At 47.1% G+C, this 15,934-nt stretch carries 15 protein-coding genes; 2 read left to right on the plus strand and 13 right to left on the minus strand.

All coding sequences use genetic code 11. From position 1 onward, the window contains the following. Positions 1–22 precede the first annotated feature (22 nt). From hslU to DHBDCA_RS10365, 8 genes are all read right to left on the minus strand, one after another. The gene (gene hslU, locus DHBDCA_RS10330; RefSeq protein ID WP_015044140.1) at positions 23–1,405 is read right to left on the minus strand and encodes an ATP-dependent protease ATPase subunit HslU; all 1,383 of its coding nucleotides are present in this window, start codon (positions 1,403–1,405) and stop codon (positions 23–25) included. After that, positions 1,405–1,947, minus strand: coding sequence for an ATP-dependent protease subunit HslV (gene hslV, locus DHBDCA_RS10335; protein WP_015044141.1), 543 nt, complete (start codon positions 1,945–1,947; stop codon positions 1,405–1,407). Before hslV ends, hslU begins: the two co-directional genes overlap by 1 nt. Positions 1,948–2,049: 102 nt before the next feature. Then, positions 2,050–2,940 carry a site-specific tyrosine recombinase/integron integrase gene (xerA, locus tag DHBDCA_RS10340; protein ID WP_015044142.1) on the minus strand — a complete coding sequence of 297 codons (891 nt, stop codon included), beginning with the start codon at positions 2,938–2,940 and terminating at the stop codon, positions 2,050–2,052. Between the two features lie 221 nt (positions 2,941–3,161). Further along, positions 3,162–4,472 (minus strand): methylenetetrahydrofolate--tRNA-(uracil(54)-C(5))-methyltransferase (FADH(2)-oxidizing) TrmFO, encoded by a 1,311-nt coding sequence (gene trmFO / locus DHBDCA_RS10345; protein ID WP_015044144.1) that lies wholly within the window; start codon positions 4,470–4,472, stop codon positions 3,162–3,164. Positions 4,473–4,516: 44 nt separating this feature from the next. Then, on the minus strand, positions 4,517–6,610 hold the full coding sequence (topA, locus tag DHBDCA_RS10350; protein ID WP_015044145.1) for a type I DNA topoisomerase: 2,094 nt from the start codon (positions 6,608–6,610) through the stop codon (positions 4,517–4,519). Between the two features lie 199 nt (positions 6,611–6,809). Beyond that, on the minus strand, positions 6,810–7,937 hold the full coding sequence (dprA, locus tag DHBDCA_RS10355; protein ID WP_015044146.1) for a DNA-processing protein DprA: 1,128 nt from the start codon (positions 7,935–7,937) through the stop codon (positions 6,810–6,812). A gap of 212 nt (positions 7,938–8,149) precedes the next feature. Next, entirely contained in the window at positions 8,150–8,398 is a 249-nt protein-coding gene (locus DHBDCA_RS10360; RefSeq protein ID WP_015044147.1) for a DUF2922 domain-containing protein, read from the minus strand. Between the two features lie 78 nt (positions 8,399–8,476). Then, complete coding sequence (locus tag DHBDCA_RS10365) at positions 8,477–8,701, minus strand: DUF1659 domain-containing protein (RefSeq protein WP_015044148.1); 225 nt, start codon at positions 8,699–8,701, stop codon at positions 8,477–8,479. Between the two features lie 183 nt (positions 8,702–8,884). On the opposite strand from DHBDCA_RS10365, the gene DHBDCA_RS10370 reads away from it, so the two are divergent. Both DHBDCA_RS10370 and DHBDCA_RS10375 read left to right on the plus strand, forming a co-directional pair. Next, positions 8,885–9,826, plus strand: a complete 942-nt coding sequence (locus tag DHBDCA_RS10370) for a DUF3102 domain-containing protein (RefSeq protein ID WP_015044150.1) — start codon at positions 8,885–8,887, stop codon at positions 9,824–9,826. 10 nt (positions 9,827–9,836) lie between these two features. After that, entirely contained in the window at positions 9,837–10,304 is a 468-nt protein-coding gene (locus DHBDCA_RS10375; RefSeq protein WP_015044151.1) for a type II toxin-antitoxin system HicB family antitoxin, read from the plus strand. 129 nt (positions 10,305–10,433) lie between these two features. On the opposite strand, the gene DHBDCA_RS10380 is transcribed toward DHBDCA_RS10375, so the two are convergent. The 5 genes from DHBDCA_RS10380 to serA form a co-directional block, all read right to left on the minus strand. Further along, positions 10,434–10,910, minus strand: a complete 477-nt coding sequence (locus DHBDCA_RS10380) for a DUF6773 family protein (protein WP_015044152.1) — start codon at positions 10,908–10,910, stop codon at positions 10,434–10,436. Continuing rightward, the gene (locus tag DHBDCA_RS10385) at positions 10,903–11,112 is read right to left on the minus strand and encodes a helix-turn-helix transcriptional regulator (protein WP_015044153.1); all 210 of its coding nucleotides are present in this window, start codon (positions 11,110–11,112) and stop codon (positions 10,903–10,905) included. Before DHBDCA_RS10385 ends, DHBDCA_RS10380 begins: the two co-directional genes overlap by 8 nt. 852 nt (positions 11,113–11,964) lie before the next feature. Beyond that, complete coding sequence (locus DHBDCA_RS10390) at positions 11,965–13,125, minus strand: ammonium transporter (protein WP_015044154.1); 1,161 nt, start codon at positions 13,123–13,125, stop codon at positions 11,965–11,967. Positions 13,126–13,374: 249 nt separating this feature from the next. After that, positions 13,375–14,214 (minus strand): TIM barrel protein, encoded by an 840-nt coding sequence (locus DHBDCA_RS10400; RefSeq protein WP_015044155.1) that lies wholly within the window; start codon positions 14,212–14,214, stop codon positions 13,375–13,377. Positions 14,215–14,226: 12 nt separating this feature from the next. Beyond that, positions 14,227–15,819, minus strand: coding sequence for a phosphoglycerate dehydrogenase (gene serA / locus DHBDCA_RS10405; RefSeq protein ID WP_015044156.1), 1,593 nt, complete (start codon positions 15,817–15,819; stop codon positions 14,227–14,229). Positions 15,820–15,934 lie beyond the last annotated feature (115 nt).

Genomic DNA, 15,934 nt, shown 5'->3' on the forward strand with positions numbered 1-15,934 from the left:
GTTAATAATTTTGAAATACGATTTAAAGAATATACTTTGACAGGTCCTGATTCTTCGCAACATCGCCGACCCGTTTCTGGATATACTCCCGGTTAATGGTGATGGAATAATCCTCCGGCAGTTCTGAAGCTTCGAACGAAAGCTCCTCCAAGACTTTTTCGACAATGGTATGCAGTCTCCGTGCCCCGATATTTTCCGTGTAAGCGTTGACATTGTAAGCAATCTGGGCTATTTCTTCAATCGCATTTTCGGAAAAAATGACGTCTATGCCCTCTGTAGAGAGCAGCGCGCCATACTGTTTAATCAGTGAAGCCTGCGGTTCAATCAGAATCCGTTTAAAATCTGCAACACTCAACGATTCCAGCTCGACACGGATCGGCAGTCTTCCCTGGAGTTCCGGTATCAGATCGGAAGGTTTCGCTACGTGGAAAGCGCCTGCAGCAATAAACAGAATATGATCCGTCCGGACAGGACCGTACTTGGTCATTACGGTGGATCCTTCAATCAGCGGCAGAATATCTCGCTGGACCCCTCCGCGGGAAACATCAGGACCGCCTGAAGATTCCTTGCCGGCAATCTTATCAATTTCGTCGATAAAAACAATGCCTTCCTGCTCGGTCCGGCGAATGGCTTCCTGCACCGCCTCATCTTGTTCAATCAGATTCTGGGCCTCTTCCTGAGCCAGAATTCTGCGGGCTTCTTTGACTGTTACTTTGCGTTTTTTGCGTTTCTTCGGAAACATTCCGGCCATCATGTCCTGAATGTTGACGCCGAGCTCCATGCCTGAAGCACCAAGCATATCCGTATATTGAGAACTTTCTTCAACTTCGATCTCAAGGGTATGCTCCTCGAGCTCTCCTTTTTGAAGCTTTTCTCTGAGGAATTCCCTGTCTTTTTCTACTTCCGGAGAAGCAGGGCTTTCTTTTTCCGGTTCATTATCCTGGTTGAATAAATACTGAAATGGATTAACATTGGATGATTCTTTCTTTTTGCCCGGGACAAGTATTGTTAGAAGACGTTTCTCCGCATTCACCTCAGCCTGAGCTTCAACTTCTTGCATTTTTTCGCTTTTGACCATGCGTAAAGCGATCTCGGTCAAATCCCGGATGATCGATTCAACGTCCCTGCCGACATAGCCGACTTCGGTAAACTTCGTGGCTTCCACTTTGGTAAACGGAGCCTTGACGAGCTTAGCCAGGCGCCGGGCAATCTCTGTCTTGCCTACCCCCGTAGGCCCGATCATTAAAATATTCTTCGGAAGAACATCCTCCTGCAGGGCTGCAGGCAGAAGCGAGCGGCGGTATCTGTTGCGCAGGGCAATGGCTACGGCTCTTTTGGCCTGTTTTTGCCCAACGATATATTTATCCAGTTCGGCGACGATTTCCTTTGGTGTAAGCTGTTCCATCAGTCCACGTCCTCCAGTTCTTCCACGACAATATTTTCATTGGTATAAACACAAATAGAGGCAGCCACTTTCATGGCTTCCCTGACAAGCTCTCCCGCGTTAAGATCCGTATGTGTATTCAGGGCGCGCGCCGCGGCCAGCGCGTAATTTCCGCCTGATCCGATCGCGGCAATACCGTCATCAGGCTCAATGACTTCCCCTGAGCCGGAAATCAGCAAAATCGTATTTTTATCGGCCACGATCAGCAATGCCTCAAGGTTTCTGAGCATCCTGTCCGTCCGCCATTCTTTGGCCAACTCTACAGACGCTCTCTGCAAATTGCCGTGATATTCCTCGAGCTTTCCTTCAAATTTTTCGAAAAGCGTAAAAGCATCGGCCACAGAACCAGCAAATCCCGCTAGGACTTTTCCTTGATACAAACGGCGAAGCTTACGGGCCGTATGTTTCATAATTGTCGCTTGTCCCATGGTAACCTGGCCGTCACCTGCAATAGCCACTTTTGATTCCTTTTTGATTGCGATAATCGTCGTTGCATGAAACATGAATATGTTCCCCCTCAATTTGCAGTGTACTTATTATTTTCTGAAGAGTCAAGGGTAATTTTCAAAAATGCAGTAGCTTTTATGAATATTCTAAATATTACTTCATTTTGCTCTCGGATGAGCTTTTAGGTAGACGCTCCGAAGTTTTTCCCTGGACAGGTGCGTGTAAATCTGGGTTGAAGACAATTTTTTATGCCCCAGCAGCTCCTGAACACTTCTTAAATCCGCGCCGCCCTCCAGCAGGTGCGTTGCAAATGTATGACGCAGCATATGCGGATGAACATGCTGGTTAAGCTTAGCGGTTTTCTCCAGTTTGTCCAGGATCCGGCTCACTGAGCGCGAACTTAGCCGCATATCTTTGTAGTTTAAAATCAGCGCTTCCTGTTGATCATCCCGCTGCAGCAGGTATCTTTTGACCGCATCTTCCGCCGGTTCCGTCAAAGGAACAATCCGCTCCTTTTTCCCTTTCCCGAACACCCTGATCAGGCCGCCATCAAGATCCACATCTGATTTATTCAAGCTGACAAGCTCGCTTACTCTAAGTCCTGAACCATAAAGCAGTTCGACAATCACCTGGTCGCGCAGTCCGTTCTTTTCATCCTGATTTGAAGCTTCCAGAAGCTTTTCCATATGCTCCTGGAAAAGAAAACGCGGGAGATTTTTGCCGACTTTGGGCGTTGCAATTTTCTGTATAGGGTTCTGGCTGACAATTTCTTCGCGGCAGAGAAATTTAAAAAAAGAACGCATTGCAGCGATTTTTCGGGCAATGCTTTTTCTTTTCAGTTCCCTTTCCGTCATCTGACCAATGTAACTGCGGACAATATATTTATCAATCTGGTTAACTTCAAGACTTTCGGTTTCGATTCCGAGTTCATGGGCAGAGAATTCCAAGAACTGAATGATATCACTCTGATAAGCGGCAAGCGTCAGTTCGGAAGAATTTCTGGTTTTGAGATAAGCGGAGAACAAATCAAGGGCTTTATCTGCCAGCACTTCGTTTCACCACCCATATTTATAATGTAGTAGACCGATTCATAAAGACTTTTTCGGGTTCGTCTCCGTAATGGATGACCGCTTTCGGCTGTTGTGCCATCCATGGCACAAAAAGCCGCGCTGCGCAATCCATGCTCCGCTTGACGCTGGACATCCATTACGGAGACTTGTCTGGAGTAGTATAAGCTTTTTTGGAGTTAGCGTTATTCTGAAACCCTATTCTAGAGTTGTTTTTCTTTGATGAAACTTTCCAGCTCGTGCAGCGCCCTTGCTGATAACCTTGCATTTTTTTCGCGTTTTCCTTTGATTCGTTCTCCAAGAGGAGTGATTAGACCAAAATTCATATTCATTGGCTGAAAATGAACACTGGGCGAGCCTTCTAAATGGCGGGCGAGTCCGCCAAGCGCTGTTTCAGGCGGGAAGACAAGCGTATCCTGTCCGTTTAGCAGGCGGCCCATATTCAGTCCGGCCAAAAGCCCACTGGCCGCTGATTCGACATAGCCTTCCACACCTGTAATCTGACCGGCAAAAAACAGATCCGGCTTCACCCGGCAGCTAAAATCAGCATTCAGGACTTCAGGTGCATTCAGAAACGAATTCCTGTGCATGACACCGTAACGTACGAACTCAGCGTGTTCTAAGCCTGGTATCATCCTGAACACGCGTTTTTGTTCGCTCCACTTTAAATGAGTCTGGAAGCCAACTAAATTCAAAAGGCTTCCCTGGATATTTTCTTTCCGCAGCTGAACAACAGCAAACGGTTTTTTACCGGTATGCGGGTTCATAATCCCGACAGGTTTTAACGGCCCGAACGCCATCGTCATGGGCCCGCGCTGGGCCATGACCTCGATCGGCATACAGCCTTCAAACACCATATTTTTTTCAAAACCTTGAACCTCGGCAGCTTCGGCCTGAATCAGGGCCTCATAAAAAGTTTCATACTCTTCTTTGCTGAGCGGGCAATTCAAATAGTCTGCCTCGCCTTTGTCATAGCGGGATGCCCAAAAAGCTTTGGACAGATCAACGGTCTCAAGTTCGACAATCGGTGCCGCCGCATCAAAGAAAGACAACGCCTCTTTCCCGGTCAGTTGCAGAATATCCGCGGCAAGTTCACCCGTTGTCAGCGGCCCTGTGGCGATGATCACTTTTTCGTCCGCCGGAATCGTTTTCACTTCCTCGCGGATGATATTAATATTCGGATGACCGGAGACCTTATCGGTAACCATTTGCGCAAAAAGATTCCTGTCAACAGCCAAAGCCCCTCCGGCCGGCACAGAAGTCTGGTCTGCTGCCGCCATGATCAGCGAATTCAGACGCCTCATTTCTTCCTTGAGCAGCCCGACAGCATTTTCAAGACCGGCAGCCCTCAGCGAATTACTGCAGACCAGCTCGGCAAATTGTTCCGTTTGATGAACCGGTGTGTTTTTCTGCGGACGCATTTCATAAAGATCGACTTCGATCCCACGCTGGGCCATCTGCCAGGCAGCTTCAGGCCCCGCAAGGCCTGCGCCAATGATTGTCGCTTTTGCCATAGTACCCATCCTAGTCGTGTAGTATCGTTCTTAGATTCTAATTTTTATTCTGTTTCCTTGATTTCTTCGGTAAACCTGCAGTCATGATTGGTGCAGACATATTTTTTGTTTTTTCTGGTACTTTTCTCGGTCATTACCCCGCCGCACTCCGGACAAGGGTGAGGTGCCGGTTTCTCCCAGGAAATAAAATCACAGTCCGGGTATTTGCTGCAGCCGTAAAACTTACGTCCTTTTTTCGATCTCCTGACGACAAGTTTTTCTCCGCATTTCGGGCAGTTTACGCCGATTTCCTCGAGTAAAGGCCGCGCATTCCGGCAGTCAGGAAAACCCGGGCAAGCCAAAAACTTTCCGAACCGTCCCATCTTGATGACCATATTCCTGCCGCAAAGTTCACAGACTTCATCTGAAACTTCATCCTCAACTTTGATTTTGCCGATCTTCTGCTCAGCTTTATCAAGTGTAACGGCAAACGGGCCGTAAAATTCTCCGACAATTTTCTTCCAATCCGATTTTCCGTCTTCGATATCGTCAAGCTTTTCCTCCATGTTGGCTGTAAACTCCTGGTCAACAATATCCGGAAAATGCTCTTTCAGCAAGTTGATCACAATTTCACCAAGTTCGGTTGGAACAAGTTTCTTGTCTTCCTTTGCTACATAGCCCCTCGTTTGAATCGTTTCAATCGTCGGCGCATACGTACTCGGACGCCCGATCCCCTCTTCCTCCATTTTCCGAACCAAGGTTGCCTCAGTATAACGCGCCGGGGGTTCGGTGAAATGCTGCTTCTCCTGAAGCTGCCTTAACTGCAGTTTCTGCCCGATGGCGAGATCTCCTTTCAGGCAGTTTTCCTCATTATCCAGTTTTTCCGGTTCATCGGTGCTTTCTTCATAGACAGTGAGATATCCCGGAAACTTCACGGCTGAAGCATTGGCTCTTAAAAGGTAATCACCGGCCAGAACGTCTACGGTAATCGTATCATAAACTGCCGCACTCATCTGACTGGCGACAAAACGGTCCCAGATCAGCCGGTAAAGCTTGAACTGCTCTCGTCCGAGAAACCCTTTGACGGATTCAGGCGTCCTGAGAGCGGATGTCGGTCTGATTGCCTCGTGCGCTTCCTGGGTCCGGCCTTTGCTGGCAAATTTCCTCGGCTCCTCGGGATAATAGGTTTCGCCGTAAGTCTCGATGATAAAACCTTTGGCCTCTTCCTGTGCAGTGTCAGCGATCCGGACAGAGTCCGTACGCATATACGAAATTAATCCGACCGTACCGGCCTTCCCGAGATCAAGTCCTTCATAGAGCTGCTGGGCCAGCATCATCGTCTTTTTAGGTGTAAAGTTTAATTTGCGGTAGGCTTCCTGCTGAAGACTGCTGGTCGTAAAAGGAGGTGCCGGCTGTTTTCGTTTTTCCTTCGTTTTCACCTCTCCGACCGTGAATGCGGCCGCCCGGAGTTCCTGCAAGACTTCATCCATCTGCTCGCGGCTCGAAATTGTCATCTTTTTGCCCTGCTTATGAAGCAGTTTGGCGGCAAAACTGCCGCCCCGGCACAAAAAATCCGCATCCAGAGTCCAGTACTCTTCCGGTTCAAAGTTGCGGATTTCTTCTTCTCTGTCACAGATCATTCTGACCGCAACAGATTGAACACGTCCGGCACTTAAACCTTTTTTAACTTTCCGCCACAGAAGCGGGCTTAATTTGTAGCCCACCAGTCTGTCCAAGACCCTGCGCGCCTGCTGGGCATCTACGAGATGTATATCCAGTTTACGGGGATTCTTTACGGCATTTTGAATCGTTGGTTTTGTTATTTCATGAAATTCGACCCTGCTCAGCTCTTCGGGATTCAGACCGAGCAAGTGCGTCAAGTGCCAGGCAATCGCTTCACCTTCCCTGTCGGGGTCGGACGCCAGCAAGACACGGTCGGCAGTTTTAGCTGCAGCTTTAAGCTCTTTGACCAAATCGCCGCGTCCTCTGATTGCAATGTATTTCGGCTCAAAATTATGATCGATATCAACCCCGATCTGGCTCTTTGGCAAATCCCGCAGATGTCCCATGGAAGCTTTGACCAGATAATTTTTGGACAAAAATTTGCTGATAGATTTTGCCTTAGCCGGGGATTCAACGATAACCAAAGTTTTCGACATGCTTCACCTCATGATTTCTCTCAATGTAATTCTATTGTATCTATATTGATTAAAATTTGATTAATATCACTAAATTTTCTTCCTTAATCCTTTGCATCGTTTCTGATTTAACCCTTAAAAAAAATAGCAACACAAATTATACCATTTATTTTCAAAACCACAATGGTAAAACAAAATATTGTAAAAATGAATAGCGTTTTTAACGCTGAAGGACATAATGCTGGCCTGGAAGCTGTAAAATCTCTCCGGCAAGCTGGAGCTCCAGCAGTCCCAGTGCAATGTCCTGAGCCGGAAGCGGGCATAAGACAGCCAACCGGTCAATATGCAGCGGGACATCGCTCAAACACCCCAGGATTTCAGCCCATTTCGATTCTGTTTGCATCATTCCCTTAGACCTTACCCGCGTCATTCCTTCTGGGCATACCAGAACTTCTGATAGCCTGTTTTCGGGTGTGAACGGAGCCAGTTCGCTCAATACATCCCTCATGTCCTCCGTTACTTTTGCACCCATCCGCAGCAGCTGATGTGTTCCCCGGCTCAGCTCGCTGAAGATCGGACCTGGAACAGCGTACACTTCCCGTCCTTGTTCCAGGGCACAGTCAGCTGTAATCAGTGCACCACTTTTTTCAGCTGCTTCGACGATAATGACTCCGCGGGACGAACCGCTGATCAGCCTGTTCCTGGCCGGGAACTGTCCTGGCTCGGGCGGAATACCCGGTGGATACTCACTTAACAGTGCGCCTTTTTCCATAATGGAATTTGCGAGCTTCGTATTCTCGTACGGATAGATCGTATCAAGCCCTCCGGCCATAAAGGCCCAGGTAATTCCACCGGCTTCAAGTGCTCCTCGATGCGCCGCCGTGTCAATGCCTCGGGCCAGACCGCTGACCACAGCATAACCTTCTCTGGCAATCCCGCCGGCTAAAAAAGATGCCGCCGCTTTGCCATAGGGTGAAGCCTTTCTCGCACCCACCACCGCTATTCCCTCCTGCTGAGCCTGAAGTACACCTTTGTAAAACAGCACAGGAGGCGCATCCGGACACTCAGCCAGTAAGCATGGATAAGCGGACTCTCCCGGCATAACCAAGGATATATCTTCCCTCTGAAGTCTTTCCTGAAACGCTCCAGGATCAATTTCTGCCCTGTGCTGCAGAAATTCTTTCACCCAAACGAGATGGACTAACTCGGAAAAAGCACCGGCAGGCGCTTCCAGAGCTTCAGCAGCACTCCCAAAATAGGCTATCAGCTGACGCAGTCTTTGACTGCCGATCCCTGAAATGGTCAAAATACTTGCTCGAAAGATTTTTTCCTGAATTATCCTCATCATGATCCCTCCAACAACAGCGATTCTACATATTCCATATTTTTCCTGCCTAAAGCATTTATTTTGTATCATTTTGTCCAGCCAGGATGCCAACGATGGTAAGTTGGCCGCTCATGATTTATCTGAGATGTTCGGGAATGAAGAGAACGAAGAAGGAGGTGCCTTAAGAACTGGGTGCAGTTCAAAAGGTGCCTCCTTTTCTATGGGCAAATTGCTTATGCTACCGGTGGATCGTAGAGATCGTTGGTCGTCATGTCAATCACCCGGATATCCCGTATCGTGGCAAGTTCGCCGCTGGGGCTGTTAAAAATGTTCTTTTCTATAACCATTTCCATCGCGGTCTGGGCCTCAGCCAGCGTCAGGTCCGCCCTCGGCTGGGGGACGGAAATAATGAAGGATTTGCCGCCGGTAGTCAAAAAAGTTAGCTTTAACACCTTGCTTGTAATAATCGCGATTTTAATCACCCCCTAAAGATTTGCCTTGACAATCACATTGGCATTTACACTTTACCTAGCTAGTCTTTCAGGCAGATTTCCCGCTGCTTATTCATTCGTAAGCTCCCAGTTCTTGCTGAGCACAACATTCAGCAGCGGATACTGGCTCAGACTGGATAGAGCCGCTACAACATCATAGATGTCTTGACTCGTGGCAGTAGGCTTCACATAATTCAGGCTTTTCTTCTGGGTCACCGGGCCGCCTGCCGGCGAAGTCCCGGTTTGGTATTTTGTTGACACGATCGAATCCAACGTTATTTCTGTCACTGCCATGGTTTATCCCTCCCTTCAACAATTGACAAGCCAGGCTTGTTCGTTCCCGACCTTATATACTATGAGAAAGATTGTCCAATGTTAAAGATTTCTTCCCTAAAAGCTCGACGACTGAGCTTGTCACACTTTTAAGCCTGGCCACGTATCCTATGAGTGAAATCAGCCCCAAGGAGTGTGGATATCTTGACTGATCCAGTAACGAATCCATTATCTAATACAGTATCTAATACAGTAACTGATATCATCAGCGGACGCACGCCGCATGTAATAGCGGCTGAAATTAACATGATCAAATACCAGACTGAGAGGATCTACCTTGCCGCCGCTGTCGAGATTGGAAGGCGGTTGACGGAGGCCAAGGCCCTGCTTAAGTTTGGAGAATGGGGCAAGTGGCTGGAGGAGTCGGTCAGTTACTCTCAGAGTACGGCCGACAGACTTATGAAGGTCTTCAGAGAGTACGGGAGCAAACTGCCCGAGGCTTCTGCCGGCAGCTCAAATTACGCACCAGTGCGCAATTTGACATACTCCCAGGCGGTGCTTCTTTTAGGTATCCCCAAGGAGGAACGGGCGCAATTCATCGTCGATCTGGATGTCGAAGGCATGACCAATCAGGAACTCAGGAAAGCGGTCAAGGAACGGACGCAGGCCCGGCAAGAAAAAGACCAGGCCTTACAGGAAAAAGACCTGGCCCTGCAGGAGAATACGGATCTCCAGAAAACAGTGGAAGACCAAATCGGTATCATCACCGGGCTGACTGCGGAACTCGCCAATCTGAAGGTCCAATTGGAGAATGTCAAGACGTCCAAAGCAGAACTCAATGAAACGGCCAGGCAGCTGAAGGATGCGCTGGAATCGCTCCAAAAAAGCTCAGCCGCCAAGGGCTACGAGCGAATGAAAACAAACTTTATTAATACGTCGCTCAAAGTCAGGGCCAACCATATTGCCTTCCTCTGTGAAAACTTGGATCAAACCATTAAGGAAGTAAAGCATAAGCTGCTCCAGATCGCCCCTAATGACAAGGAGACGTATATCATTTATAAGAATAAAGTTTACGATCTTCTGGATGTGTGGCTTAAAGACGAGACGTGGAGCAGGCAAACTCGCCCCATCAGAGATACGCAGTAAGAAGTGATGGATGATGAAGAGCAAATATGTTTTCCCAGCCATTATTGAGCGGAATAAAATAAGCAGCAAATATACGGTTGTTTTCCCGGACCTGCCGGGCTGCGCCTTCGAAGCAGAGGATTTTATCCAGGCCTATTACTGGGCCGGTCCCAGGCTGGAGTATCATTTATATAGGATGGACAGAACGTATGAGCACATCCCCGAAGCTTCAGATACTTCAGGCTGGGAAATCGCGGCGGACGCTGTCGTTGTTCAGGTAGCGGCCGGTCTGCCCGAGTACCGGAGAATGTTCGGTCCAAAATACGCCAGAAAAGCCATCGGGTTTCCCAGCTGGCTCTTCCAATTGGGGAAAAAAGACGAGCCGATTTCAGTACAGGATATGCGGGAGGTATTGAGGGAGAAGCTGGAGATTGACATGCTGCCTGAAAACGCTCATGATTTATCTGAAGTGTTCGGGAATGAAGACGGGTCGTTTTAATTTACAATCTATCTACGGGCTGTAAATATTTAAGCCAGAAAAAGGTTTGTCTAAATAATGACTAACCTTTTCTGGCTTATTTTTTCCGACGTAATGAGAAAAATCAAAGTTTCGCAGCAAAAATTAATTTCATCGATCATTTTTCTCTATTTCGCAGTTATCCTCCAAGCAATTTCTTCTTCTCTTATAAATGCGGCTGGTCAGCCACAAGGCGATAAAGCATAAAATAAAGAGTTGAACAGCTATAATGACAAATATCCCCAACGTTAGAAATAGGTTTTCGCGACAAGCCTCATATCTGATATATTTTATGACTGTCACTACCGAGCTGAACACGATCGCCGTAATCGTGCTGATGATCAGGTTCGTTTTGAGCGTGGGCCGCAAATGACGGTCCCATATCCCCGCTTTCAGGCAGCTAACCAGCAGATACACAGCGAGGATCGCGAAAATGATCATCTCCCCAGCAAATTGGACAAACGGCACACCCAATAATTGTTGAACAATGATTGCCACCGCCAGCGCCCAAAAGCAAAACCATACGCCGTTATGCTCGATTTTCAGTAATCTTTGTTCCTGCATTTCATCCAGAAGATTTTTAGGCATTTTCATTCTCCTCTCCAAACAGTTCATCCAGGCTTTTCCCCAGCGCTTTGCAGATGGCGCGGCACAGCTTGATCGTCGGATTATATTCGCCCTGTTCGATGGCGTTCATCGTTTGCCTTGATATTCCGACTTGCTCTGCCAGAGCTTTTTGTGTCATATCCATCTCCGCGCGGGCAACCTTGATTTTAATGTTTCTACCCATGTCATCGCCTCCAAGATAATAATAACATATACATTAATAATTGTAAAATATATATTACAATTATTAATGTATAATATGACATTGGCTGTATTAAAAACTAAATTGAAAGGCGAGATGCCATTTTGTAAATTGAAAAGCAATCTTTGTAATCGACAACTGAATATTTGTAAACGAAACGCAGTTTTTGAATCCGAAATGCCTGTTTTGAAAAGGAAATGCAACTTTTGTAACCCACATGCAGTTTGAATTATTCGTTTTTCTGGCGTATTATGATAAAAATGGGTACGCCGAATGGAGATCGACTCCCTCTCGATTTTTTTGTAATCGGAGAATCCACCCCTGTTTTAGGATGAGCATTGCTGGTGTTGGCGGCGCAGTTTTATGTTTATCTTTTGAGAAGAGCGGATCTTAACAGGATTTAATCTTTGATATTGGGTAGCACTTGAAGCATACTCTTTCCCCTTTAGCTTCTATGTGGAGGGGGTGAGTGGTGTCGCTGCCAAAAAGCCGATTGTTGTTGGCAGCGGCACCACTCACCCCCTTATTAATCCTTTGTGGTCACAATCTTAAAAGAACTATTCACACTCGTTTTTACAACGCAATTTAAAATCAAGCGATATCACCCTCCGGAATGGTATCATGGATTTGACCAATATTTATTGGTTGGAAAGTTGCGTATTTTAGCTAAAAAAAAGAGCCGTTACATACAAATTTACTTTCGTTCTGCAACGGCCCTATATATTTATTTCTGGATCTGAAGATTTACACTGGAAAGCTTGACAACCTAGCATGCATTGTCACGATACGATCTTACTATGCTATACGTCTAACCATAATACCGGTAATTGCATTTTACGCCGCAAATTCATCCTTGTCTTCATACGGCAGCTGTTTCTTCCCTGTGATTCTGATAATCAGTCCGGCAACCACACCCGTTAACAAAGCCAGTACAACTGTAAACAAAATACCAGTGATTTGGGCGCGGGCAATTCCCGGAACCACAAAAATCGCAATGATACCGCCCAGGAGTCCTGGCATTCCATGCAGGTTATGAACGCCGCAGGTATCAACAATTTTGAGAGAGGACTGCAGTCTGGGCTGGATCAGGACAAAACCAACAACGCTTAGAGCTCCGGCCAGTAAACCGATCAAGAACGCCACAGATGCAGTCACCAGATTACAGGTGGCTCCGATCGCAACTCCGCCGGCCAGTGCAGCATTGGCCATATCGGCAATTGACGTTTTGCCTTTTCTTAAAATAGAACTCAAAATATAGGTGATCACAGTCGCACCGCAGAGTGCCAGAATGGTGTTTAGCACGGTTTGGGGCATTTGTTCAGGAGACACGATCGCACTGCAAAAGCTTGGCCAAAAGATCCAAAGCACCATAGACCCCAATACAGAAAAACGATCCGACGTTTCATCACTTTCGATCGCCTTTTCCCTATCGGCTTTCTGTGTGACCATCAGGGTCATCCCAATTCCGAAATAGGCGCCGAAGGCGTGAATAATGATCGAACCGGCCGAATCAACAAACCCTTTGGTTATCCCGAGTCCGGCATCCAACACCATCCATTCATTCAACATATAAGCCGGGACCAGTAAAAGTGCCAGGATCGCGTACTGGTAAACACGCAGCCGTCCAAGTACCGCACCCATCGCAATGAGGGCCGAGGCACAAGCAAATTCAGCTAAGAGAAGCGCATGAATATTATTGGCAGAAATGGGTTCCAGTGAGAGAACTCCTGTGGATCGAATCAGCATATAGACAGGCAAACCGACGCTGACGACCAGGAATGTCCCTGTGGTCGCACTGTAGCCATAGTTTTTGACAAAAACCATCAGGAAACCAAAACCAACCAGAAGCATAGCCATGATATGTATAGAGAAGTTGTATTGTTCTATCTGCCGGATCCCTTCGCTGAGAGAACCTGGCTCTGCGGCGAATAGGCTTATCGGTATGAATAAGGAAATCAGACAGCCTAATATGAAAACTCCTATTTTCTTTTTCAAGATTTTCTCCCCTTTTATTTCTTTTTTTAATAACGAGAAGCATTATACAACAGAAAATTTGATCATCATAGTGGTATTCTGCATAAGTCAAAAAGAATACATTAACCTGGATTCAAAAAACAATATGCAGGTGAACAAAACAATACAGCCGTTCGGGGAATACCCTAAACGGCTGTAAGCGTCCTAAATTTTTCAATATGTCTGCCTATAAGCAGTTAAGCCTATCAAAACTGTCAAATAAGTTCTTCGTCAATGCTCCGCCTTTAGCTCCTGATAGGTCTTTTGCAGGATCAGAGCATCCTCCTCAAGCTTCGGACTTTCACAAATCACGGTTCCCTGGATGCCAAAGCTCAGGCAGGCTTTAAGGATTTCCCGGTATTTCAGGTCAGCTTCTTGCAAAACGAGATGTCTCTTTTCGCCTTTCGGGCCATATTCAATCCCGGAAATATGGAAATGCGCATTGCTTGTCCACTTCTCACCAAGCCCTTCGGCTGTCTGCTCAAGAATCGCGCAGAACTCGTCATAGCTGTTGAATTGACCATTGGCTCTGGCATGCAGATGGCTGAAATCAATACAGGGCAATACACCCGGAACCTCCTGCGCTATCTTGATCGTTTCGCCGAGATCGCCAAACTGGGAGGGTTTACCTGTCGTTTCAGGCCTCAGGATGACTTGATTACCTTCCTGATCAAGTTCCTGCCGGACATCGCTGAGTTCTTTGACTACTCTGGCTAAGACGGTATCCGAAGTATCCCCGGAATAAAATGCCGGATGAAAGACTATGCTTCCGGCCCCAAGTATCCTGGCAATCCTGGCAGTATGCATAATCCTTGTTTTACTTGCCTCAACTTTTTCCGTTTCACTGGAGTTCAGGTTGATATAGTAAGGCGCATGACAAGACAGGGATACGCGTTCTTTTTTCGCAGTTCCCCCGGTCTTTAACGCTTTGTCTTCCTTCATTCTGACCCCGTGAACGAACTCGACTTCCATCGCATCCATTCCGAGTTCCCTGATTCTTAGGATTCCGGCCTCGGTGGATGCTTCCTTGGAAGACAAAGGCACTCCGGCCGTGCCAAACTTGATGCTCATGCCGATCTCCCCTTAGGACAGATATTTATTGAAGAAAATCTCTTCAACATTTTCGGTTCCCTTAATCTCTTTCAATTTGCCGATGACTTCCAAATCGGCTTCGGTCTGAATACCGACAATCATAATGTTTCTGCTCATGGAACTGATTTTGCCAACCTGCATACTGGTAATGTTGATGTTATGCTCACCCAATACAGTCCCGACTTTGCCGATCATTCCCGGATAATCCTCATGTGAGATAAGCAGGAACCATCCCGAAGGATCTATTTCAACCCTGAAATCGTCGATCTCCACAATCCGTTGTTCACTTTTGCCGAAAAGCGTGCCTGCTACCTTATGCTCAGTCAAATCAGTTTTAACGGTAATGCTGATCAGATCAACAAAGCTTTGCGCCTCTTTGCTTTTGATCTCCTTGACGGTTATGCCGCGTTCTTTCGCAACTTCAGGCGCGTTGACAATATTGACCTCTTCCTGAAGAATTGGATTTAAGACCTCTTTTATGGCTGCCAGCGTCAGCATTTTGGTATCCGCAGTGCTGATATCTCCATTATAGCGGACTTCAATATTTTTTATTCTTCCTTCAGTCAGTTTGACAGCCAGAACACACATTTTTTGCATCAAGTGAAGGTAAGGCTTGATCATATTCATGACATCTCTTGATACAGGCGGAATATTCAGTGAAGTTGAAACCGGTTCGGATCTCAGCGCAGCGAGCACCCCGCAGGCTGCGCAAATCGCAACCTCGTTTTCAGCTTCCTGCGTCCGGGAGGCAATTCTAGGGGTGCAGATCACATTTTCCATTTGAAGCAGTGGCTGGCCCGCACGAACGGGCTCCTCAGCAAACGCATCCAGAGCAGCTCCAGAAACAATCTCTTCCTGCAGTGCCCAGATCAAAGCTTCCTCATCAATGATTCCGCCTCTGGCACAGTTAATAATCTTGATGCCCTTTTTCATTTTGGAAAACGCATCTCTATTCAGCAGATTGCGCGTGTCGACCGTCGCCGGAATATGCAGCGTCAGGTAATCTGCTTTACTTAAGATCTCATCCAGATCCACCAGCTCGATTCCCATCTCTCTGCCTTTATCATCACTTAAAAACGGGTCATAGGCAATCACTTTCATATCGAACGCTTTGGCCCGCTTGGCCACGCCCATGCCGACCCGCCCCAGGCCGATGATGCCCAAGACCTTTTCTTTCAGCTCCATTCCTAGGAACTTCTGTCTTTGCCACTCTCCGCGCTTGACGGAGGAATAAGCCTGAGGAATCCTTCTGGCCAGAGCCAGGATCATCCCGATGGTATATTCAATGGAAGAAGCACTGTTGCCCTGAGGGGCATTCAGGACAACAATCCCCTGCTTTGTGGCTGCCTGAATATCGATATGCTCAACTTCCAAACCAGCCCTTCCGATTACTTTCAAATTCCTGCCAGCTTCAATGACTTCACTGCTGACAGTCGTATCGCCTCTGATGACCAAGGCATCATATTTTGGAATCATTTTGATCAGTTCTTCCTGAGATAATGTACAATAGGTATCCACGTCATGTTCTTCACGCAGCAGTTGAATTCCAGCCTCTGCCACTTTGTTATTCACCAGAATCTTCATCTGACTCTACCCCCAGTATCTGAAATAAACTAAACCTCCCATCCCCATGGAGACGAGAGGTAATACCTTCCCTTGCAGCGATTTGCCTAAATTTTAGGTTATTTTGATTATAGAG

Source organism: Dehalobacter sp. DCA, from assembly GCF_000305775.1.
Taxonomy (GTDB): Bacteria; Bacillota; Desulfitobacteriia; order Desulfitobacteriales; family Syntrophobotulaceae; genus Dehalobacter; species Dehalobacter alkaniphilus.

Excerpts from the sequence above, each read along its gene's own strand:
- DHBDCA_RS10380 (WP_015044152.1), bottom strand. The coding sequence starts at position 10,910 with ATGCCTAAAAATCTTCTGGATGAAATGCAGGAACAAAGATTACTGAAA.
- DHBDCA_RS10385 (WP_015044153.1), bottom strand. The coding sequence starts at position 11,112 with ATGGGTAGAAACATTAAAATCAAGGTTGCCCGCGCGGAGATGGATATG.
- DHBDCA_RS10375 (WP_015044151.1), top strand. The coding sequence starts at position 9,837 with ATGATGAAGAGCAAATATGTTTTCCCAGCCATTATTGAGCGGAATAAA.
- DHBDCA_RS10400 (WP_015044155.1), bottom strand. The coding sequence starts at position 14,214 with ATGAGCATCAAGTTTGGCACGGCCGGAGTGCCTTTGTCTTCCAAGGAA.
- hslU (WP_015044140.1), bottom strand. The coding sequence starts at position 1,405 with ATGGAACAGCTTACACCAAAGGAAATCGTCGCCGAACTGGATAAATAT.
- trmFO (WP_015044144.1), bottom strand. The coding sequence starts at position 4,472 with ATGGCAAAAGCGACAATCATTGGCGCAGGCCTTGCGGGGCCTGAAGCT.
- topA (WP_015044145.1), bottom strand. The coding sequence starts at position 6,610 with ATGTCGAAAACTTTGGTTATCGTTGAATCCCCGGCTAAGGCAAAATCT.
- serA (WP_015044156.1), bottom strand. The coding sequence starts at position 15,819 with ATGAAGATTCTGGTGAATAACAAAGTGGCAGAGGCTGGAATTCAACTG.
- dprA (WP_015044146.1), bottom strand. The coding sequence starts at position 7,937 with ATGATGAGGATAATTCAGGAAAAAATCTTTCGAGCAAGTATTTTGACC.
- hslV (WP_015044141.1), bottom strand. The coding sequence starts at position 1,947 with ATGTTTCATGCAACGACGATTATCGCAATCAAAAAGGAATCAAAAGTG.
- DHBDCA_RS10365 (WP_015044148.1), bottom strand. The coding sequence starts at position 8,701 with ATGGCAGTGACAGAAATAACGTTGGATTCGATCGTGTCAACAAAATAC.